Below are 19461 nucleotides of genomic sequence, written 5' to 3'. Positions count from 1 at the left end.
AAAGAAAAACGCATCATGTCCGAAGAATTATTACGCCTGTCCAAACGCATGTCCGAACTGGGCCTGTGCTCGCGCCGCGAGGCTGACGAGTGGATAGCGCGCGGCTGGGTACGGGTCGATGGCCAGGTCATCTCCGAACTCGGCACCAAGATTTATCCCAGCCAGCGCGTCACCGTCGAGCGCCAGGCCGCCGCCGAACAGTCCAAGCGCGTGACCGTGCTGATCAACAAGCCGATGGGCTACGTCAGCGGCCAGGCCGAGGACGGCTACCAGCCGGCCGTGGTGCTGATCAAGCCGGAAAACCGCTGGCCCGACGATCCGTCGCCGGAAATCTTCCACCCGACGCAACTGCGCTCGCTGGTGCCGGCCGGCCGCCTGGACATCGACTCGGTCGGCCTGCTGGTGCTGACCCAGGACGGCCGCGTGGCCAAGCACCTGATCGGCGAAACCACCGACGTCGACAAGGAATACCTGGTGCGCGTCGAGTACACCAAGCCCGGCAAGCTGCCCGACAGCGACCTGAAAAAACTCTGCCACGGCCTGTGGATGGACGGCAAGCCGCTGCTGCCGGCCAAGGTGCGCTGGCAGAACGAGGACCAGCTCAGCATCACGCTGCGCGAAGGCAAGAAGCGCCAGATCCGCCGCATGTGCGACATGGTCGGCCTCAAGGTTGTCGGTTTGAAACGAGTGCGCATCGGCAAGGTCAAGCTGGGCGACCTGCCGGTCGGCCAGTGGCGCTATTTGCGGCCCGAAGAGCAGTTCTGACCAGCCCGGCGTGGACCAGAATGCACAGTGAGCGAAATATTCTTGCCATTTAGCAAGCCAAGCGCGCGAATAAACTGTAAACTGTGCAGATCGACCTCGCATCGTAGAGTCATTATCAAAGAGATATGCCGTCGTGAACGATCCTATACCGAATGAATTTCGCCGCGGTCCTCCCAGCCTAAAAGATGCTGTGGAGCCCATTCCGGCGGGTTCCAAGCCGCACGAGATGACCGATGAACATGACATCGGCGATTCTCTCACCCTGCTCGCCGACAACGGCGATCCGATCTCCATTTATCCGGCCAGCACCACCAACGTGGTGATGGCGCGCATCAAATCGGTCGACCCTGAAAATCCGTTTTTTGTGCTGGAACTGAACGAGGGCGAGTTCCTGCCGCCCGGCGACGCCGTGTTCGTCGCCTGGCTGCGCGCGGCCAAGGTGCAGTTCAAGCTCACTTCGCCGGACTGGGCCTGCACGCCCGGCGAACCGACCATGATCCCGCTGGACTTCCCGACCAAGTGCCAGGTGCTGAACCGCCGCGCCTCGACCCGGCTGGAAACCCCGCTGGGCATCTACTACATGGCCTCGTTTGTCCTGAACGGCAAGCCCTACGAGCTGCAGCTGTACGACTTCTCGGCCGGCGGCGTCGGCATGCGGGCGCCACCGCGCGACTGCGTCGGCCTGTACGTCGGCCGCAAGCTGCAACGCGTGCGGCTGGAGCTGGGCCCGGATTCGGTGATGATCGCCGACCTCGACATCCGCCTGTCGCGCACCTTCCGCTCCTTCCTGCTGGGCGAGCAGGTGCAGATCGGCTGCCAGTTCGCCAACCTGTCGCCGTCGATGCAGGAAGAACTGGCGCGCCTGCTGGACAAGCTCAACCTCAGCAAGCAGCGCTAAACCAGGCGCGGCGACCTTGCCGGGCATGCAACTTGCTTAAAAAAGCAGCTTAGATAGCTGCTTTTTTTTATGGGCCCGGCATGACAAAAATAGAGACCGAACCGGCGCAACGCATCGTCAAGATCCGTCGCGACTACAACACCTGGGTGGCCAACGAAACCATCGAGGACTATGCGCTGCGCTACACGCCGCGCGCGTTCCGCAAATGGTCGGTGTTCCGCGTGTCGAACACGGCTTTCGGCGCGATCTCGTTCCTGGTGCTGGAGGCGATCGGCGGCACCATCACCGTCAACTACGGCTTCATCAACGCGCTGTGGGCCATCATGGCGGTCGGCCTGATCATCTTCATGACCGGGCTGCCGATCAGCTACTACGCCGCCAAGTACGGCGTCGACATGGACCTGCTGACGCGCGGCGCCGGCTTCGGCTACATCGGCTCGACCATCTCGTCCTTCGTCTACGCCTCGTTCACCTTCATCCTGTTCGCGCTGGAAGCGGCCATCATGGCCTACGCGCTGGAGCTGTACTTCCACTTGCCGCTCTACCTGGGCTACATGGTCAGCGCCCTGGTGGTGATCCCGCTGGTGACGCACGGCGTCACGCTGATCAGCCGCATCCAGATGCTGACGCAGCCGGTGTGGCTGGTGCTGATGGCCCTGCCCTTCATCGCCATCCTGCAAAAAAAGCCGGAGCTGCTGCCGCAGCTGCTGCACTACGCCGGCCGCACCGGCGAGAACGGCCACTTCAACGTGCTGATGTTCGGCGCCGCCACGGCGGTCGGCGTGGCCTTGATCACGCAGATCGGCGAGCAGGTCGACTTCCTGCGCTTCATGCCGCAGAAGACCGCCGCCAACGGCTTCCGCTGGCACCTGGGCGTGCTGGTCGCGGGGCCGGGCTGGATCCTGCTCGGCATCGCCAAGATGCTGGGCGGCGCGCTGCTGGCCTTCCTGGCCATCAGCAGCGCGGTGCCGCTGGCGCAGGCGGTCAACCCGACGCAGATGTACCTGGCCGGCTTCGGCCTGGTGTTCGACCATCCGTCGGTGGCGCTGCTGGCGACCGCGCTGCTGGTGGTGATCTCGCAGGTCAAGATCAACATGACCAACGCCTATGCCGGCTCGCTGGCCTGGTCCAACTTCTTCGCGCGGCTCACGCACAGCCATCCGGGGCGCGTGGTGTGGGCCGTGTTCAACGCGCTGATCGCCGTGCTGCTGATGGAGCTCGACGTGTTCCAGGCGCTGGACCAGGTGCTCGGCCTGTACTCCAACGTCGCCATCTCGTGGATCACGGCGGTGGTGGCCGACCTGGTGGTCAACAAGCCGCTGGGCCTGAGCCCGAAAGGCATCGAGTTCCGGCGCGCCTATTTGTACGACATCAATCCGGTCGGCGTCGGCGCCATGCTGCTGGCGTCGGCCCTGTCGGTGGCGGCCTTCATGGGATTGTTCGGCCACCAGGCGCAGGCCTTCTCCGCCTTCATCGCGCTGCTGACGGCGTTCGTGGCGTCGCCGCTGATCGCCGTCGCCACCAGGGGCAAGTACTACATCGCCCGCAAGCCCTCGCCTGTGCACAGCAAGACCTGTGTGATCTGCGAAAAGGAATACGAGTCCGAGGACATGGCGCACTGCCCGGCCTACCAGGGCTCGATCTGCTCCCTGTGCTGCTGCCTGGACGCGCGCTGCAACGACGTCTGCAAGCCGCACGCCAAAGTGTCGTCGCAATGGCAGGCCGCGATGCAGGCGCTGCTGCCCAAATCGCTGTGGCGCTACCTGAGCAGCGGACTGGGACACTACCTGCTGCTGATGATCGTCACGGTGCTGTTCCTGGCCGCCTTGCTGGGGCTGATCTACTACCACGAACAGTCGGTGCTGGCGGCCGGCGACGCCGCCCTGCTGCCGCAGCTGCAGCTGGTGTTCTTCAAGATCTTCGCGGCGCTGCTGCTCACCAGCGGCATCGTCGCCTGGTGGCTGGTGCTGACCAGCGAAAGCCGCCGCGTAGCGCAGGAAGAATCGAACCGCCAGACCGGCTTGCTGACGCGCGAGATCGAACTGCACAGCCAGACCGACGCCCAGCTCCAGCAAGCCAAGAAGACCGCCGACCTGGCCAACCAGGCCAAGAGCCGCTACATCGCCGGCATCAGCCACGAGATCCGGACGCCGTTGAATTCCATCCTCGGCTACGCGCAGCTGCTGGACAACGACCCGTCGATACCGGAGCACCGCCAGCAGGCGATCCGCGTGATCCGCAGCAGCGGCGAACATCTGCTGTCGCTGATCGAGGGGACGCTGGACATCGCCCGCATCGAAGGCGGCAAATTCAACTTCGACATGAAGGAGCTGAACTTCCCCGACTTCATCGGCCAGATCGTGCGCATGTTTGAACTGCAGGCGGCCAACAAGGGACTGGCCTTCCGCTACGAGCTGACCGGCGCGCTGCCGCGCATCGTGCGCGCCGACCGCAAGCGGCTGGGGCAGATCCTCATCAACATCCTCGGCAACGCGGTCAAGTTCACCAGCAACGGCGGCATCGTGCTGCGCCTGCAGTACGCGCGCGAGATGGCCTCGTTCGAGATCGAGGACAGCGGCCCCGGCATCCTGCAGGAAGAGATCGACCACATCTTCGAACCGTTCTCGCGCGGCAGCGCCAGCGCGCACGCCAACGCCAGCGGCACCGGCCTGGGGCTCCCGATCTCCAAGATGCTGACGCAGCTGATGGGCGGCGAACTGAATATCCGCAGCACGCCGCAGCAAGGCAGCGTATTCCACATCCGGCTATTCCTGCCCAGCGTGCACGCCTCGGCCCGCGAGCTGAAGGAACTGGAGCAGCCGGCGGCGCAGCGCACCGGCTATCGCGGCACGCGGCGCCGCATCCTGGTGGTCGACAACGAACGGGTCGACCGCGAGATGCTGCTCAACATCCTGACGCCGCTGGGCTTTGACGTGGCGCTGGCCGAATCCGGCCTTGAGTGCCTGGACCTGCACGCCTCTTTCAAGCCGGACCTGATCCTGATGGACCTGGCCATGCCGGCCATGGACGGCTGGGAAGCCAGCTACATCCTGCGCCGCCGGCAGCTGTCGCAGGTGCCGATCGCCATCGTCTCCGCCAACGCCTTCGACAAGGGCATGGAAAACGCGGCCGGCATCACGGCGGCGGACTTCATCGTCAAGCCGGTCAACGTGGCCGAGCTGCTGGACTGGATAGGCCAGCGCCTGGCGCTGGAATGGATCACGCAGCCGGCTATCAGCATCGAGGTGACGGCGGCGGCGCCGGAACTGGCACAGCTGGTGCTGCCGCCCGCCGCGCAACTGAAGGCGCTCAATGAGCTGGTCCGCATCGGCTACGTACGCGGCATCCAGAACAAGCTCGATGAAATCAGCGCGCTCGACCCACGCTACCTGCACTTCACGCAAACCATGCGCAACTTCGCCGCCCGCTTCCAGCTGGACGCGATGGCCGACTTCCTCCGAAAGAACCAGACCAATGAACTTCAACACTGACCGCAACATCGTGCTGGTGGTGGACGACGTCCCGGAAAACCTGGCCGTGCTGCACGACGCCCTGGACGAATCGGGCTACACCGTGCTGGTGGCGAACAACGGCGCGACGGCCTTGCAGCGCGCCGCCGAGGCGCAGCCGGACATCATCCTGCTGGACGCCGTCATGCCCGGCATGGACGGTTTCGAAACCTGCCGCCATTTGAAAGCCAGCCTGGCCACGCGCCATATCCCGGTCGTGTTCATGACCGGCCTGACGGAAGCGGAGCACGTGGTGGCGGCCTTCGCCGCCGGCGGCAACGACTACGTCACCAAGCCGCTGCGCACCAGCGAGGTGCTGGCGCGGATCACCTCCCACATGCAGACCGCGCGCCTGATGGACCAGGCCCGCAGCGCACTGGACGCCTTCGGCAACGCGGTGATCGCGATGACGCCGCGCGACGGCAAGATCGTCTGGCAAACGCCGCTGGCGCGCACGCTGATGCAGGGCTATGCGGTCGATACCGAATTGACGGCGTGGCTGGCGGCGACGCAGCTGGCGCACAGCCAGGGCCAGTCGCATCCGCCGTTGACGCTGCAGCGGGCCAGCCGCCGCCTGATCTTCTCGGCGGCGGAGTTCAGCGAAAACGAGCAGTGGATGATCGTGCTGCGCGAGGAATCGGACAGCGCGCAGATCGAGAAGCTGATGGCCTCCTTCAAACTGACGCAGCGCGAATCGGAGGTGCTGAACTGGGTCATCAAGGGCAAGACCAACCGCGACATCGGCGACATCCTCGGCACCAGCCCGCGCACCGTGAACAAGCACCTGGAACACGTGTTCGTCAAGCTGGGCGTGGAAACCCGCACCTCCGCCGCCGCGGTCGCGATGGGAAAATTGCATCACAACGCGGCGGATGGCGCGCCGGCGGCATCAAGATCCGCATAGTGCCATTTTTATAAGTATTAATATTATTTCCATAGTATTGATGATAGGATGCAATGAGAAAACCCCTTCATCCCGGACGTCAACCACGAGAACCCCATGAATATCGCAAAAAAAATATTGCTGTCCAGCCTGATGGCGGGCGCCGCGTCGCTGAGCCACGCAGCCGTTGTTGACTTTAATGATTTGCCAACGGGGGTAGCAGGAAGCTTCAAAAGCCGCGGCTTTGATTTCAAGCTGTCGGGCCCTTCCGCGGCGACGGCCTCGAAGCCAGCATGCCAGCCAAGCTGCCCCAGCAACGGCACGACGTTCGTAATGGCGCCATGGGGCAGCTTTGGTCAAGGCTCGCCAGTCGCCAGCCTGACGATGGCCAAGCACGGCGGCGGCGCCTTCGCCCTGAGCGGCTTCGAAGGCACGGCTCCCTTCAATTTTAACGAGTATCATGACCCTGGGGCGATTCCAACCCAAATCAACGTGGTTGGTCAACTGCTCGGCGGGGGTACCGTTGCCCAGTCGTTTGCCATCGACAAGTCGGTGCTGCACGGCCCTTTGCCGTTGGCGAGCTATACCTTCAACGGCAGCTTCACCAATCTGGCATCCGTTACATTCACCAGCAGCGGTAGCAGAGAGGCGAGATGGAACGGTTTCGCCATTGACAATATCAATGTCTCAGCCGTGCCTGAACCGGAGTCGTATGCCATGTTCATGGCCGGCCTCGGCCTGCTTGGCTTCATGACCCGTCGCCGCCGCGGCACGACTCAGAACGACGGAAGCCGCAAGCCCAGTTGAATCGCCAGCAGGCGCACCACCACGATAGACACCAGGCCGGCGCCGAACGCCCAGCGCGGCGGCATGCCGCCCTTTTTCAGCAGGATGTACAGCAGGATGCCGGCGATGGCGGCGGTCGCATAGATATCCTGGCGCAGTATCAGCGGCACCTTGGCGGCCAGGATGTCGCGCACCAGGCCTCCGCCGACGCCGGTCAGTGTGCCCATCAGGATGACGATCAGCGCGCGGCAGCCCTGCGCCTCCGCCACCTTGGCGCCGGACATGGCAAACAGCGCCAACCCCAGCGCGTCGGCGATCAGCAAGGCGTCGGTCGGCACCGGCAGCACCTGCACCCAGACGATGGTGAAGATGGCCGAGGCGACGATCACCAGCAGCGGCTTGGGATCTTCGATCCAGAACACCGGATGGCGGTTCAGCAGCAGGTCGCGCACCGTGCCGCCGCCGATGGCGGTCATCGCGGCCAGCACCATGATCCCCAGCAGATCCAGATGGGAAGCCATCGCCGCCAGCGTGCCGCTGGCGGCAAATACGGCCACGCCGATCAGATCGAGGATATAAAAAAGCAAACGCAACTCCACGGCAAACCTGACAAATAAAAAAGGACCGTTACTTTATCAGCAATCGGCGGTGCGGCCAAATTATGCGGGAATGCTCAGCGCCGTTTTTCCAAGGCGCGCGCCAGCAGCTGCTTGCCCTCGGCGGTCGCGAGCCTGACCTGATCCGGCGACAGTCCCTGCGACATCTTCTGCATAAATTCATCCGGCAGCGGGTTGGGAGAGGCCTTGGTAGCGCCGCCAAGCAGTGCTTCGTAGTGATCGTGCACGGCGGTCGCATAGCGCAACGCCGCCAACGGATGCTGTTTCTGCAGCCCGCTGTCCTCGTTGTACTCGCCCAGCAGGGTAATCATGCTGGGGATGCGGCCCTGCTGCGCCTGCGCCTCCAGATAGCCCAGCGCCTCCGCCCTCCAGGCCAGCACCAGCGGATCGTCGGGGCGGGACTCCAGCGAGGACGGATCGCCGAACGGGCCGGTTTGCAGGAACGCCAGGTCCGCGCTGTCGATGCCGGCCTTGGCCGCCAGCGCCAGATGTTCCAGCCGGGTGGTTCTCATCCGTTCGGTCATGTCCGCACAGAGCAGCTTTTCCGCGGACTTCTCCACTGCGTTCGCGGGCCGCATGAAGTCTCCGTCCGCCACGGCCAAGTCGCCGGTGCGTTGGAAGTCGATACAGGTCTGCACCAACCAGTACGCATCCAGGGCGTCAGCCGGCCTGCCAGTAGCGGCCAGCCGGTCCACCTGCTGCGCCAGCGTATAGCGCGGGTCGGATTTGGGCAGCAGGGTCGAAGACTGGCCTCGACGAGCATCTGCCAGTGCCGCGCGGTTGGATATCTGCTGCCTGGCCGCTTCGGGTTCGCCGGCCGGACGGCTCGACGACCAATACAAGCCCACCAACACGAGCGGCACCAACACAATGACATAAAGCGGTAGTTGCGGTCTCATGATGGCTACAAAGTGGCAATAAAGACAATGTAGCATAGATCCCAACGCGCGAAATGCGCGCTTTGTCACGCAATGCGTCCAACGCCGCCTTATACCGCCAGATGGCGCTTGACGTCAGGCGCGTTCATCGCCGCCTGCGCACCCGAGGCGACCACCTCGCCGCGCGACAGCACGATGAACTGGTCCGCCAGCTCGTGGGCGAAATCGAAGTACTGCTCGCACAGCAGGATCGCCATGTCGCCGCGCTGGCGCAGCAGCCGGATCACGTTGCCGATGTCCTTGATGATGGACGGCTGGATCCCCTCGGTCGGCTCATCGAGGATGATCAGTTTGGGCTCGGCCAGCAGCGCGCGTGCAATCGCCAGCTGCTGTTGCTGGCCGCCGGACAGGTCGCCGCCGCGCCGGTGCAGCATGTCCTTCAGCACCGGGAACAGCTCATACACCTCGCCCTTGATGGTGGACGCCTTCTTGCCGCTGCACGTGGCGAGGCCCATCAGCAGGTTTTCCTCCACCGTCAGCCGCGCAAAGATCTCCCGGCCCTGCGGCACGTAGGCGATGCCCGCGCGCGCGCGCTGGTGCGGCGCCATGCGCGTGATGTCGCGCCCTTCCAGCCGCACCGAGCCGGCCGATACCGGCAGCACGCCCATCAGGCATTTGAGCAGCGTGGTCTTGCCGACGCCGTTGCGGCCCAACAGCGCCATGCACTTGCCCCGTTCCAGTTCCAGCGACACGCCGCGCAGCGTATGCGAGGAACCGTAGTACTGGTTGATTTTTTCCACTTGCAGCATATGCGTCAGCGCCCCAGATAAACTTCAATCACCCGCTCGTCGGACTGCACTTGCGACATCGTGCCCTGCGCCAGCACCGAGCCTTCATGCAGCACCGTCACCATACCCTGCTGCGCAATCTCGGTGACGAACGCCATGTCGTGCTCCACCACCATGATCGAATGCTTGCCGCGCAATTCGTTGAGCAGCTCCGCCGTGCGCGCCGTCTCGGCGTCGGACATGCCGGCCACCGGTTCGTCCAGCAGGATCAGCTGCGGCTCCTGCATCAACAGCATGCCGATCTCCAGCCACTGCTTCTGCCCGTGCGACAGCAATCCCGCCAAGCGCTGCTCGCTGCCGTTCAGCCGTATCAGCTTGAGGATCTCGTCGATCTTGCCGCGCTGTTCGGACGACAGCCGCGCGAACAAGGTAGGCCGCACGCGCTTGTCGGTCTTCATCGCCAGTTCGAGATTTTCAAATACCGTGTGCTGCTCGAAGATGGTCGGCCGCTGGAACTTGCGGCCGATGCCGGCGTGGGCGATCTGGTATTCCGTCATGCGGCTCAGGTCCATGGTCTGGCCGAAGAAAGCGGTGCCGGAAGTCGGCCGCGTCTTGCCGGTGATGACGTCCATCATCGTGGTCTTGCCCGCGCCATTGGGGCCGATGATGCACCGCAGCTCGCCGACAGAAATATCCAGGCTCAGTTTATTCAACGCGCGGAAGCCGTCGAACGACACCGTGATCTCTTCCAGGTACAGGATGGCGCCATGTGTGGTGTCCAGTCCAGGCTCCGCCACGCGGCCCGACGAGATGTTCATATGTTCGTTGGCGCTCATGCCTGCTCCTTGCGCCAGCGCGCCGCCAGTCCTGCTATGCCCTGCGGCAGGTAGCGCGTCACCAGGATGAAGATCAGTCCCAGCGCGAACAGCCATAGATTCGGGAAGGCGCCGGTGAACCAGCTCTTCAAACCGTTGACCGAGAACGCGCCGATGATAGGCCCCAGCAGCGTGCCGCGGCCGCCCACCGCCGCCCAGATCACCATCTCGATCGAGTTCGCCGGCGACATCTCGGATGGGTTGATGATGCCGACCTGCGGCACATACAGCGCGCCCGCAATTCCGCACAACACCGCCGACAAGGTCCACACGAACAGCTTGAACCACAGCGGGTTGTAACCGATGAACATCAACCGCGATTCCGAATCACGCACCGCTTGCAGCACGCGCCCCAGCTTGGACTTGACAATCCAGCGGCACAGCAGCAGCGAGCCGGCCAGCATCGCCAGCGTGACCAGGTACAGCGTGGCCTTGGTGGCGGGCGCGCTGATCGAGTAGCCCAGTATCCGCTTGAAGTCCGTGAAGCCGTTGTTGCCGCCAAAGCCGGTGTTATTACGGAAAAACAGCAGCATGAAGGCATAGGTCATGGCCTGGGTGATGATCGAGAAGTACACGCCCTTGATGCGCGAGCGGAAAGCGAAGTAGCCGAACACGAACGCCAGCACGCCCGGCACCAGCACCACCAACGCCAGGCAGTACCAGAAGCTGTCGGTGGCGGACCAGAACCACGGATAGGTTTTCCAGTCGAGGAAGACCATGAAGTCCGGCAGGTCGCTCTGGTACACGCCCTCCCTGCCGATGGCGCGCATCAGGTACATGCCGTGCGCGTAGGCGCCCAGCGCAAAGAACACGCCATGGCCCAGCGACAGGATGCCGGCATAACCCCACACCATGTCGAGCGCCAGCGCCGCCAACGCGTAGCACATGAATTTTCCGACCAGGCTGACCATGTAGCTGGGCACATGCAGCGGATGGCCGTCCGCAAAGGCCAGGTTCAGCAAGGGAAGCGCGGCCAGCACCAAGCAGCAGGCGGCGATGCCGCTCCACGCCCGGCGCGAAAAGAGAGAAGGTTGATTCATTCCGCGCTCCTGCCTTTCATGGCGAACAGGCCCTGTGGCCGCTTCTGGATGAACATGATGATGAAGACCAGGATGGCGATCTTGGCCAGCACCGCGCCAGCCACCGGCTCCAGGAATTTGTTCGCCTCGCCCAGTCCCAGCGCGGCGATGATGGTGCCCGCCAGTTGGCCGACGCCGCCCAGCACCACCACCATGAAGGAATCGACGATGTAGCTCTGGCCCAGGTCCGGCCCGACGTTACCCAGCTGCGACAAGGCCACGCCGCCCAGCCCCGCGATGCCGGAACCGAGGCCGAAGGTCATCATGTCGATCTTGGCGGTGGAGACGCCGACGCAGCCGGCCATGCGGCGGTTCTGCATCACGGCGCGGACGAACAGGCCAAGCCGGGTCCTGTTCAGTATCAGCCAGACGCCGGCCACCACGAACAACGCGAAGGCGATGATGACGATGCGGTTATAGGCCAGCACCAGCGAGCCTAGCACCGTCACGCCGCCGGACATCCACGACGGATTCGCCACCTCGACGTTCTGCGCGCCGAAGATGGTGCGCACCGCCTGCATCAGTATCAGGCTGATGCCCCAAGTGGCCAGCAGCGTTTCCAGCGGACGGCCGTAGAGCCAGCGGATCACCGTGCGCTCCAGCGCGATGCCGACGGCCGCCGTCACCAGGAAGGCTGCCGGCAGCGCGGCGATCAGGTAGCAGTCCACCGCCGATGGGAAGTAGTTGCGGAAGCCAAGCTGGCACAGGTAGGTGGTGTAGGCGCCTATCATCAGCAATTCGCCATGGGCCATGTTGATGATGCCCATCAGGCCGAAGGTGATGGCCAGGCCCAGGGCCGTCAGCAGCAACACGCTCGCCAGCGAGATGCCGTAGAAGACGTTGCCGATAAATTCGGTGCGCGCCAGGCGGCTGTCCAGCGCCTGCAAGGTGTGGGCGGCGGCCACGCGCACCGCCTGGTCGGGTTCTTTATCGCTCACCATCGCTTGCAGCAGCGGGCGCAGGTTGGCGTTGCTGCTGCCGGCAAGCGCTTCGACAGCGGCCTTGCGCTTCGCCGCATCAGGCGATTGCAGGTTGGCGGTGGCGGCGACCAGTTGCAGCATGGGGCGTATCTCGGCGTCCTGCTCATTCGCCAGCGCTTTTTCGACCAACGGGGCTTGCGCCAGTGTGACGCTTTTTTGCAGCTCGGTGGCTGCTGCCAGCCGCTGCGCGCGGTCCGGGGAGAACAGTTTGAGGGCGGACAGCGCGTCGTCGACGGCGCCGCGCAGGCGGTTGTTGACCATCACGCCGTCCAGGCCTTCGGGCAGCGGGCCGGTTGCGCCGGTGGCCGGGTTGTAGGCTTTGTCGTCGGTGACGATGTAGATGCGGCCGTCCGGCGTGGCGTATAGCGCGTCGCTCTTGAGGGCCGTCAGCAGACGGGTGGCGTCGTCGTTGGCCAGCGCGCCGATCTTGACGATGGCGTCGACGCGGGCGTCGGGATCGTCGCCGGCCAGGGGCGCCAGCAAGCTGCTGTCGATGGCGGCTTGCGCCGCGCAGGACAACAGCAGGCAGGCCAGAAGCAGGAGTTTTTTCAAGGTGGTGTCCTCAGGTGATACTGGTTTGCTGCCGCGCCCCGTCACACCGACCGGGGCGCACCTTCACGGCTTACAGCTTCTGCTTACCCTCGTTACCCGGAATGTATGGGCTCCATGGATTCGCGCGCACCGGGCCAGGCGTCTTCCACACCACGCTGAACTGGCCGTCCGGTCGGATTTCGCCGATGAACACCGGCTTGTGCAGGTGGTGGTTGGTCGGATCCATCGTCAACGTAAATCCAGACGGCGCCTTGAAACTCTGCCCCGCCATCGCCGCGATCACCTTGTCGGTGTCGGTCGACTTGGCCTTCTCCACCGCCTGCGCCCACATATGGATGCCGACGTAGGTCGCCTCCATTGGATCGTTGGTCACGACGGTATTCGCGTTCGGCAGCTTCTTGGCGGCGGCATAGGCCTTCCATTTCTTGATGAACTCCGTATTCACCGGATTCTTCACCGACTCGAAGTAGTTCCACGCCGCCAGGTGGCCCAACAAGGGCTTGGTGTCCACGCCGCGCAATTCCTCCTCGCCCACCGAGAACGCCACCACCGGCACATCGGTCGCCTTCAAGCCAGCGTTGCCCAGCTCTTTGTAGAACGGCACATTGGAATCGCCGTTGATGGTGGAGATCACCGCCGTCTTGCCGCCGGCCGAGAACTTCTTGATGTTGGCGACGATGGTCTGGTAGTCCGAATGACCGAACGGGGTGTACACCTCGTCGATCTCGCTATCCTTCACGCCCTTGCTCTTCAGGTAGGCGCGCAGGATCTTGTTGGTGGTGCGCGGATAGACGTAGTCGGTCCCCAGCAGCACGAAGCGCTTGGCGCCACCGCCCTCCTTGCTCATCAGGTATTCCACCGCAGGTATCGCCTGCTGGTTGGGCGCGGCGCCGGTGTAGAACACGTTCTTCTCCAGCTCCTCGCCCTCGTACTGCACCGGGTAGAACAGCAGGCTATTCAACTCCTTGAACACCGGCAGCACCGACTTGCGCGACACCGACGTCCAGCAGCCAAACACCACGGACACCTTGTCCTGCGCGATCAGGCCGCGCGCCTTCTCGGCGAACAGCGGCCAATTGGAGGCCGGATCGACCACCACCGCCTCCAGCTTCTTGCCCAACACGCCGCCCTTGGCGTTGATTTCGTCGATGGTCATCAACGCCACGTCTTTCAGCGACGTTTCGGAAATCGCCATCGTGCCAGACAGCGAATGCAGGATGCCGACCTTGATCGTGTCGGCGGCGTAGGCTTGTGCGCCGGCGGCCAGCATGGCGGTGGCGGCGGCGATGCGGCTCAGGGATGCGATGAACAGACGACGATTTTGCATGAGATAGCTCCGTGTGGTTGAATTAGAATTGCAGCTGCAAGGTGAGCGAGAACTTGTCCGTATCGGCGGCCTTGGTCATCTTGGTCTTCGAGTACACGGCGCTGAGCTGCGCGTTGTAGCCGTCGATGATGTAGTTCACGCCCGCGTCGTACTGTTTGGTGTCGATGTCGGTATCGGCGGCGAACTTTTGCCAGCGCACGAAGGGCTGGAACTTGCCCCAACCAGCCTTCTCCTCGAAGATCCAGGAAGCTCCGGCCGAATAAGCCTTGCCCTGCTCGGACTTGATGATGTCGTCGGTGTTGTAGTCGTACCAGGCCGCCTCCAGCGCGAAGGCGCCCGAGCCCTTGACCCGCTTCTCCATCAGGAAGTCGACGTTGTAGGAGCTGTACTTGCCGCTCTTGGCGACGGTCAGGATGCCGTCCTTCTGGTAGCGCCCCGCCACGCCGATCGACAGGATGTCGGCGCCACCGAGGTAGTTGCCGGTGCCGTAGTAGCCCGGTTCCGCGTCCCAGAAATCGTATTGCAGGCGGCCGGCGTACATCATCGAGTCGTCGGCCTTGACGCCCGCCGCCTTGGCCTGCGATTGCGTCATCGAGCCGATGCCGAAGGTATGGCCTTCGAACACGCCGAACGAGTAACCCAGCTTGCCCTCGGCCACATCGCCCCAGACCACCACGCCGTCGTCGCGGCCGCGGAAGATGCCGCCGTTGTAGCCGTAGCGCGAGGCCACGCCGGCCCAGTAGCCGCCGCCCAGCGAGTAGTACGGTCCGGCCATGTTGGCGCGGTCGCTCGGCGACAGCAGGCGGCCGGCCCAGATGTTCAACTCGGGCGAGATGGCGAACTGCCCGGCGGCGTCCAGGATGCGGATCTTGTCGCCGTCCCACTCGGTGTTCAGCATGCCCTTGATGTTCTTGTTGAGCGAGGCGCCCAGGAACAGCCGCGCCGAATCCAGATTGAAGTCGCTGGAACGGTCGGTGCCGTTCGGCGCGCCGTCCTTGACGCTGGTGTAGCTCTCGCGCATGCCGAAGCCAACGCTGACCGACTTGTCCTCGCCAAAATTGACCGTGGCGCCGGCATAAGCATTGCCTGCCACCGCAACTGCCGCGGCCAGCAGCATTCCCCGTTTCAAACCCATCTTGTTCCCCTTTTCGGTTTTGGATGCTGCAAGATTAGCCAGCAGACAAGCCGTGAGGAATACGTCGAATGACGTAGTGGTATGGGAGGGACAAGAGGCCTTGAATTAATGGCACAATAGCGGCTTACTTTTTTGGAGCACCATCATGACCATTTTTGCCGCCTCGGTTTTCGACGCTACAGTCATCTACGAAGGCAATGAACTGTTCAAGGGCCAAGGCGCCGCGCGCGGCTGGGCCGAGAAGCTGGCGAAGGAGCTGGAGTGCGAGATCGGCGTCGAGAAGCTTGGCACCGGCTGGGTACTGACCGGCACCGTCGACGGCGAGGCCTGCAAATGGAGCATCGTCGGCCAGCGCCTCAAGCGCATGGACTGAAGCATGCGCTAATGCACAACAGCCTCAACGGCCAGCGACCGGCGGTGACGCCTCGGCGCGCAGGATAATCACGGCGGTGGCGATATCCTCATGGCGATTGCGCGCCGGCGAATTGACCGTCATGTAAACCTTCACCGCCGCCAGCGAAGCGTGGTCGCCGAAAAACGCACCCTCTGCATCGTAGCGCTCCGGGAAGTTCTCGTTATTCAGCGGACAGGCCGGCGATTCATTCTTCCCGCGGTTCGGGCGCTTTTCGCACCGGGTGTAACTGTCGCCGTTGACGGCGGCGGCGATCAGATGGTCGGTGGGCTGATCCAGCATCACAGGAAAACTGAAGCGGCGCGCAACCCCGTCCACCTTCATCTCGAAACTGAGCACGCCCTTGTAGGCAGGCAGGTTTTCCAGTTTGAGTTTTGCGTCCGATATTCTTCCGGGCGGGATAAAGCCATCGCCACCCAAACCGCCACGGAACGTCGCGTCGGTACCGCCGATCTGACGGTACTCCATGCTGCGGTGTATGAATAGCAGATTGTCATAGGCCGATTGCGGAATCGGCTTGTTGGCCGCCATCGCCTGGGCCTGAGCCACTATCGCCAGCATGCGCGCCTGCCGTTCCGCCGGGCCAGGCATAGGCCCGCGGCTGGCCTCCACAGTCAGGCGCACCTTCGACTCCTGGCCGACAAACAAGTGCATATTGTCGCGCCGGCCCCACCACAACTCGCCAACCGGGCCACTGCTGCCGGACTGCTCCCATGCGGCGGGGTCGTAGGTATCTTTGGGCGTCGGATCTTCGCGGCCCAGATCGGGATTGCGAAGGCCTGTCAGCTTACCGTCCTTGCTGAACGCCGCCATCTTGTACGAGCCACCGTAATTGATGGCGCCGACGCCGGCATTGGACGCGTATTGCGAACAGGCGTTCTGGCTAGCGCCAGGGGGCAGCCATGGCTTGACCGTCGGCAGGCAGCGCTCCAGCGTTTCCGGGCCGGCGACGGCGGGCAGCGTCACCCACAGCGCGGCGAACAGCGGCAGCATCGAGTACATATTTTTCATGTGGCGTCAGTTCGAATTAAAAAAATATTATATATACAATAATAATTTGGCGCCGCACAACGTGGGGTTCGGAGTAGAATTTAGCTTCGTACATGCCGCCGAGCCGCTCCATCATGCCTCAAGCACTGCCCTTCCTGATTCGAAAAGAATGCCCGCCCGGCGCCTGCGAATGCGGGCGCGACGAGCTGCTGGAACAGTGGGACAGCACGCCTGACGACACCGACATCCGCATCCTGCGCCTGACGCGTGAGCAGGAAAAGGCGCTGATCGAAAAGATCGAGAACATCGCCAGCTTCGAGGAGCTGGGCCGCATCGAGCAGCGCATGCTGGAGCATCTGGGCATCCGCCTGACCATCACCCCCAGCGCGAACGGCGTGCGCACCGTGATGGGCCTCCAGATACGCCTGGCGGAGCAACCGGGCCTGTGCCGCAAAACCCGCGAGAACGTGCCGGCCGCCGTGCGCCGCTGCTTCAACAAACATCCCGATATCGTCTACGCGCTGCTGAACGCGCGCGACCTGCTGGGCGCCGAATAGCGCCCGTCCGCATCAACCGGGATGCGCCAGCGCGGCGCCAGGCATGTTGCCGCCTTCCGTGCCGTCCGGGTAGATATCGTGGAATTTGCTGTAGTCCAGTATCCGCACATTGCCATTCTGCTTGTCCGACATGATGTCGGCGAAGTGGTGGTTGAAGTAGATGTGCTCCGCCGCGTAGGTCTGGCGCGCGTGGACGAAATCGTTGAGCGTGTCGTCGGTGCCGGAAACGGCCACCGACAGCGTGGCGCCTTCGTTGTGCAGGTCTTCCTGCGACTTGCCCCAGAACGGACTCGATTCGTCGATCTTGTGTAGTATCGTCCACGTCAGCGCGAACACCCCGGAGCGCTCACGCTCCAGCTGCAAATCGTAGAAGCGCGTGAAGATCTGCCCTTCCAGCGTCGTTTCGCGGCGAATCAGCGTGGCCCGCACCGAGGCTTCCAATATCAGGTTGCCCCGCTCATTGCCGGTCCTGAGCATCAGCGTCGGCACGCCGTTGAACGGCGTGACCACGGCGACGTCGGAAAACATGATGCGCGAGGTTGGTCGCGAGAAGCGCGCGAACAGCAGGCCCGTCACCGTCGCCACTTCCACCATGCCGAGCAGGATCTCGGTCGAGGCGACCACGTGGCCGTAAGTCGAACCGGGATTCATGTAGCCGTAGCCAACGGTGGCCAGCGTTTCAATCGAAAAGAAGAAGGTATCGAGGAAGGAATCCGGCCGCGCATTGGCGACCGAACCCGGCACCAGGAAGAACGCCAGTGCGAACGCCAGATTGGTGAACATGTAGATCGCGCCGACCAGCAGGAAGAAGCGCGGCCAGCTCAGGGTCAGCATCCAGTGATAGATGTCGCCCCAGTACCTGCGCCCGAGGCCTATCCGCTTGATCTGCGAAGTCCCCATCTGGAACACGCCGCGCTCATTGCCCACCCTTGGACGGGTGACCTTTTGCGCATGCTTGCGCACCGGACCTTCACTCATCGCCTGGCCGCCTCAATCGTCGTCGTTGGGATCGAGGTCGGGGAACATCACCTCGGTAAAGCCGAACTTGGAGAAGTCCTTGATGCGCATCGGGTACAGCACGCCGAGCAGATGATCCACTTCATGCTGCACCACGCGCGCGTGGAAGCCGTCGACATCGCGCAGGATAGGCTGCTGGAACTGGTCCACGCCTTCGTAGCGCAGGCTGGTGTAGCGCGGCACGCTGCCGCGCAGGCCAGGCACGGACAGGCAGCCTTCGAAGCCCTCTTCCATCTCGTCCGACAGCGGCGTGAGGACGGGATTGATCAATACCGTTTCCGGCACTTGCGGCGCATCGGGATAGCGCGCGTTCTGCTTGAAGCCGAAGATCACCAGCTGCAGGTTGACGCCGATCTGCGGCGCCGCCAGGCCCGCGCCATTGGCGGCGTGCATGGTGTCGAACATGTCGGCGATCAGCTCGCGCATGGCCGGGGTATCGAACTCGGTCACCGGCTCGGCCACGCGCAGCAGGCGCGGATCGCCCATCTTCAGGATTTCGCGCACCGTCATTTGCTGCCTCCGTTGATTTCGCACTGCATATCGCGCAGGAACTGGCAGAATTCGGCGCCGGTTTCCGGATGCTTGAGGCCCATCGCCGTCATCGCCTTGAGGTAGCCCAGCTTGGAGCCGCAGTCGTAGCGCTGGCCGTCGTAGCGGTAGGCCAGCACGCGTTCATCCTTCATCAGCGCGGCGATGCCGTCGGTCAGCTGGATCTCGCCGCCGGTGCCGGTGCCGAGGTTTTCCAGGTACTGGAAAATCCGGCCCGACAGCACGTAGCGGCCCACCACCGCCAGCGTGGACGGCGCCACATCCGGCGACGGTTTCTCGACAATGCCGTGCACCAGTTCCAGCTTTGGCTGGTAGGCCGAGGCGCTGACGATGCCGTATTGGCGCGTGGCTTCACGCGCCACTTCCTGCACCGCCAGGATGCTGCAGCGCTCATAGGCGTGCAGCTCGGTCATCTGCGCCAGCACCGGCTTGATGCCGTCGGCGGTGTCCATGAAGTCGTCCGCCAGCAGCACGGCGAACGGTTCGTCGCCGATCACCGGACGGGCGCACAGCACCGCATGGCCCAGGCCCAGCGGCTCGGACTGGCGGATGTAGATGCAGTTCACGTGCTTCGGAATGACGTTCTGCACCAGTTGCAGCAAGGCCTGCTTGTTGGCAGCTTCCAGTTCAGCTTCCAGTTCGTAGGCCTTGTCGAAGTGGTCCTCGATGGCGCGCTTGTTACGGCCGGTGATGAACACCATTTCCGTGATGCCGGCGGCGACCGCCTCTTCCACCGCGTACTGGATCAGCGGCTTGTCGACGATGGGCAGCATTTCCTTCGGTTGCGCCTTGGTCGCGGGAAGGAAACGGCTGCCTAGGCCGGCCACCGGGAATACTGCTTTTCTGATTTTGGACATGGTCTCT

19 protein-coding genes are annotated in these 19461 nt (G+C 63.5%); 7 read left to right on the top strand and 12 right to left on the bottom strand.

What is annotated here, in order from left to right:
* The first annotated feature begins 15 nt into the window (after positions 1–15).
* The 5 genes from AC07OK_RS19550 (at position 16) to AC07OK_RS19530 (ending at position 6862) form a co-directional block, all read left to right on the top strand.
* On the top strand, positions 16–765 hold the full coding sequence (locus AC07OK_RS19550) for a pseudouridine synthase (protein WP_217940239.1): 750 nt from the start codon (positions 16–18) through the stop codon (positions 763–765).
* A 226-nt stretch (positions 766–991) separates the two neighbouring features.
* Entirely contained in the window at positions 992–1663 is a 672-nt protein-coding gene (locus tag AC07OK_RS19545; protein WP_494691854.1) for a flagellar brake protein, read from the top strand.
* 80 nt (positions 1664–1743) lie between these two features.
* Positions 1744–5154 carry a hybrid sensor histidine kinase/response regulator gene (locus AC07OK_RS19540; protein WP_494691853.1) on the top strand — a complete coding sequence of 1137 codons (3411 nt, stop codon included), beginning with the start codon at positions 1744–1746 and terminating at the stop codon, positions 5152–5154.
* The gene (locus tag AC07OK_RS19535; RefSeq protein ID WP_494691852.1) at positions 5138–6076 is read left to right on the top strand and encodes a response regulator; all 939 of its coding nucleotides are present in this window, start codon (positions 5138–5140) and stop codon (positions 6074–6076) included. Before AC07OK_RS19540 ends, AC07OK_RS19535 begins: the two co-directional genes overlap by 17 nt.
* 96 nt (positions 6077–6172) lie before the next feature.
* Complete coding sequence (locus AC07OK_RS19530) at positions 6173–6862, top strand: PEP-CTERM sorting domain-containing protein (RefSeq protein WP_494691851.1); 690 nt, start codon at positions 6173–6175, stop codon at positions 6860–6862.
* On the opposite strand, the gene AC07OK_RS19525 is transcribed toward AC07OK_RS19530, so the two are convergent.
* From AC07OK_RS19525 to AC07OK_RS19490, 8 genes are all read right to left on the bottom strand, one after another.
* Positions 6832–7428: a trimeric intracellular cation channel family protein gene (locus AC07OK_RS19525; RefSeq protein WP_494691850.1), complete on the bottom strand. Its 597-nt coding sequence runs from the start codon at positions 7426–7428 to the stop codon at positions 6832–6834. The two genes, AC07OK_RS19530 and AC07OK_RS19525, sit on opposite strands and share 31 nt — an antisense overlap.
* A gap of 86 nt (positions 7429–7514) precedes the next feature.
* A complete protein-coding gene (locus AC07OK_RS19520) occupies positions 7515–8357 on the bottom strand; it encodes a hypothetical protein (protein WP_494691849.1) in 843 nt (280 codons plus the stop codon).
* A gap of 89 nt (positions 8358–8446) precedes the next feature.
* Complete coding sequence (gene urtE, locus AC07OK_RS19515; protein ID WP_494691848.1) at positions 8447–9145, bottom strand: urea ABC transporter ATP-binding subunit UrtE; 699 nt, start codon at positions 9143–9145, stop codon at positions 8447–8449.
* A gap of 5 nt (positions 9146–9150) precedes the next feature.
* Complete coding sequence (urtD, locus tag AC07OK_RS19510) at positions 9151–9960, bottom strand: urea ABC transporter ATP-binding protein UrtD (protein WP_494691847.1); 810 nt, start codon at positions 9958–9960, stop codon at positions 9151–9153.
* Positions 9957–11039, bottom strand: a complete 1083-nt coding sequence (gene urtC / locus AC07OK_RS19505; RefSeq protein ID WP_494691846.1) for an urea ABC transporter permease subunit UrtC — start codon at positions 11037–11039, stop codon at positions 9957–9959. The genes urtD and urtC overlap by 4 nt, the downstream gene beginning before the upstream one ends.
* On the bottom strand, positions 11036–12610 hold the full coding sequence (gene urtB / locus AC07OK_RS19500) for an urea ABC transporter permease subunit UrtB (RefSeq protein ID WP_494691845.1): 1575 nt from the start codon (positions 12608–12610) through the stop codon (positions 11036–11038). Before urtB ends, urtC begins: the two co-directional genes overlap by 4 nt.
* A gap of 70 nt (positions 12611–12680) precedes the next feature.
* The gene (urtA, locus tag AC07OK_RS19495; protein ID WP_494691862.1) at positions 12681–13880 is read right to left on the bottom strand and encodes an urea ABC transporter substrate-binding protein; all 1200 of its coding nucleotides are present in this window, start codon (positions 13878–13880) and stop codon (positions 12681–12683) included.
* Positions 13881–13959: 79 nt separating this feature from the next.
* Positions 13960–15072: a porin gene (locus AC07OK_RS19490; RefSeq protein WP_494691844.1), complete on the bottom strand. Its 1113-nt coding sequence runs from the start codon at positions 15070–15072 to the stop codon at positions 13960–13962.
* Between the two features lie 145 nt (positions 15073–15217).
* Here AC07OK_RS19490 and AC07OK_RS19485 point away from each other — a divergent pair, with 145 nt between their 5' ends.
* Complete coding sequence (locus AC07OK_RS19485) at positions 15218–15445, top strand: hypothetical protein (RefSeq protein ID WP_116988633.1); 228 nt, start codon at positions 15218–15220, stop codon at positions 15443–15445.
* Between the two features lie 24 nt (positions 15446–15469).
* Here the strand turns inward: AC07OK_RS19485 and AC07OK_RS19480 are convergent, their stop codons facing one another.
* Positions 15470–16495: a hypothetical protein gene (locus AC07OK_RS19480; RefSeq protein WP_494691843.1), complete on the bottom strand. Its 1026-nt coding sequence runs from the start codon at positions 16493–16495 to the stop codon at positions 15470–15472.
* A 113-nt stretch (positions 16496–16608) separates the two neighbouring features.
* On the opposite strand from AC07OK_RS19480, the gene AC07OK_RS19475 reads away from it, so the two are divergent.
* Positions 16609–17031: a hypothetical protein gene (locus AC07OK_RS19475; RefSeq protein WP_494691842.1), complete on the top strand. Its 423-nt coding sequence runs from the start codon at positions 16609–16611 to the stop codon at positions 17029–17031.
* Positions 17032–17043: 12 nt separating this feature from the next.
* Here the strand turns inward: AC07OK_RS19475 and AC07OK_RS19470 are convergent, their stop codons facing one another.
* The 3 genes from AC07OK_RS19470 to galU are packed head-to-tail and all read right to left on the bottom strand — an operon-like array spanning position 17044 to position 19454.
* Positions 17044–18009 carry an ion channel gene (locus AC07OK_RS19470; RefSeq protein WP_494691841.1) on the bottom strand — a complete coding sequence of 322 codons (966 nt, stop codon included), beginning with the start codon at positions 18007–18009 and terminating at the stop codon, positions 17044–17046.
* A gap of 12 nt (positions 18010–18021) precedes the next feature.
* Positions 18022–18558 carry a peptide deformylase gene (gene def, locus AC07OK_RS19465; RefSeq protein ID WP_494691840.1) on the bottom strand — a complete coding sequence of 179 codons (537 nt, stop codon included), beginning with the start codon at positions 18556–18558 and terminating at the stop codon, positions 18022–18024.
* Complete coding sequence (galU, locus tag AC07OK_RS19460; RefSeq protein WP_494691839.1) at positions 18555–19454, bottom strand: UTP--glucose-1-phosphate uridylyltransferase GalU; 900 nt, start codon at positions 19452–19454, stop codon at positions 18555–18557. Before galU ends, def begins: the two co-directional genes overlap by 4 nt.
* Positions 19455–19461 lie beyond the last annotated feature (7 nt).

The sequence above is a fragment of the Duganella sp. GW821-FHT07G03 genome (assembly GCF_059418605.1).
This window is presented reverse-complemented; position numbering and strand designations above follow the sequence as displayed.

Coding starts and splice junctions, on each gene's coding strand:
- def (WP_494691840.1), bottom strand. CDS start 18,558: ATGACGGTGCGCGAAATCCTGAAGATGGGCGATCCGCGCCTGCTGCGC.
- AC07OK_RS19520 (WP_494691849.1), bottom strand. CDS start 8,357: ATGAGACCGCAACTACCGCTTTATGTCATTGTGTTGGTGCCGCTCGTG.
- AC07OK_RS19530 (WP_494691851.1), top strand. CDS start 6,173: ATGAATATCGCAAAAAAAATATTGCTGTCCAGCCTGATGGCGGGCGCC.
- urtD (WP_494691847.1), bottom strand. CDS start 9,960: ATGAGCGCCAACGAACATATGAACATCTCGTCGGGCCGCGTGGCGGAG.
- urtE (WP_494691848.1), bottom strand. CDS start 9,145: ATGCTGCAAGTGGAAAAAATCAACCAGTACTACGGTTCCTCGCATACG.
- AC07OK_RS19475 (WP_494691842.1), top strand. CDS start 16,609: ATGCCTCAAGCACTGCCCTTCCTGATTCGAAAAGAATGCCCGCCCGGC.
- AC07OK_RS19470 (WP_494691841.1), bottom strand. CDS start 18,009: ATGAGTGAAGGTCCGGTGCGCAAGCATGCGCAAAAGGTCACCCGTCCA.
- urtC (WP_494691846.1), bottom strand. CDS start 11,039: ATGAATCAACCTTCTCTCTTTTCGCGCCGGGCGTGGAGCGGCATCGCC.
- AC07OK_RS19490 (WP_494691844.1), bottom strand. CDS start 15,072: ATGGGTTTGAAACGGGGAATGCTGCTGGCCGCGGCAGTTGCGGTGGCA.
- AC07OK_RS19480 (WP_494691843.1), bottom strand. CDS start 16,495: ATGAAAAATATGTACTCGATGCTGCCGCTGTTCGCCGCGCTGTGGGTG.
- AC07OK_RS19535 (WP_494691852.1), top strand. CDS start 5,138: ATGAACTTCAACACTGACCGCAACATCGTGCTGGTGGTGGACGACGTC.
- AC07OK_RS19545 (WP_494691854.1), top strand. CDS start 992: ATGACCGATGAACATGACATCGGCGATTCTCTCACCCTGCTCGCCGAC.
- urtA (WP_494691862.1), bottom strand. CDS start 13,880: ATGCTGGCCGCCGGCGCACAAGCCTACGCCGCCGACACGATCAAGGTC.
- AC07OK_RS19485 (WP_116988633.1), top strand. CDS start 15,218: ATGACCATTTTTGCCGCCTCGGTTTTCGACGCTACAGTCATCTACGAA.
- galU (WP_494691839.1), bottom strand. CDS start 19,454: ATGTCCAAAATCAGAAAAGCAGTATTCCCGGTGGCCGGCCTAGGCAGC.
- AC07OK_RS19540 (WP_494691853.1), top strand. CDS start 1,744: ATGACAAAAATAGAGACCGAACCGGCGCAACGCATCGTCAAGATCCGT.
- AC07OK_RS19550 (WP_217940239.1), top strand. CDS start 16: ATGTCCGAAGAATTATTACGCCTGTCCAAACGCATGTCCGAACTGGGC.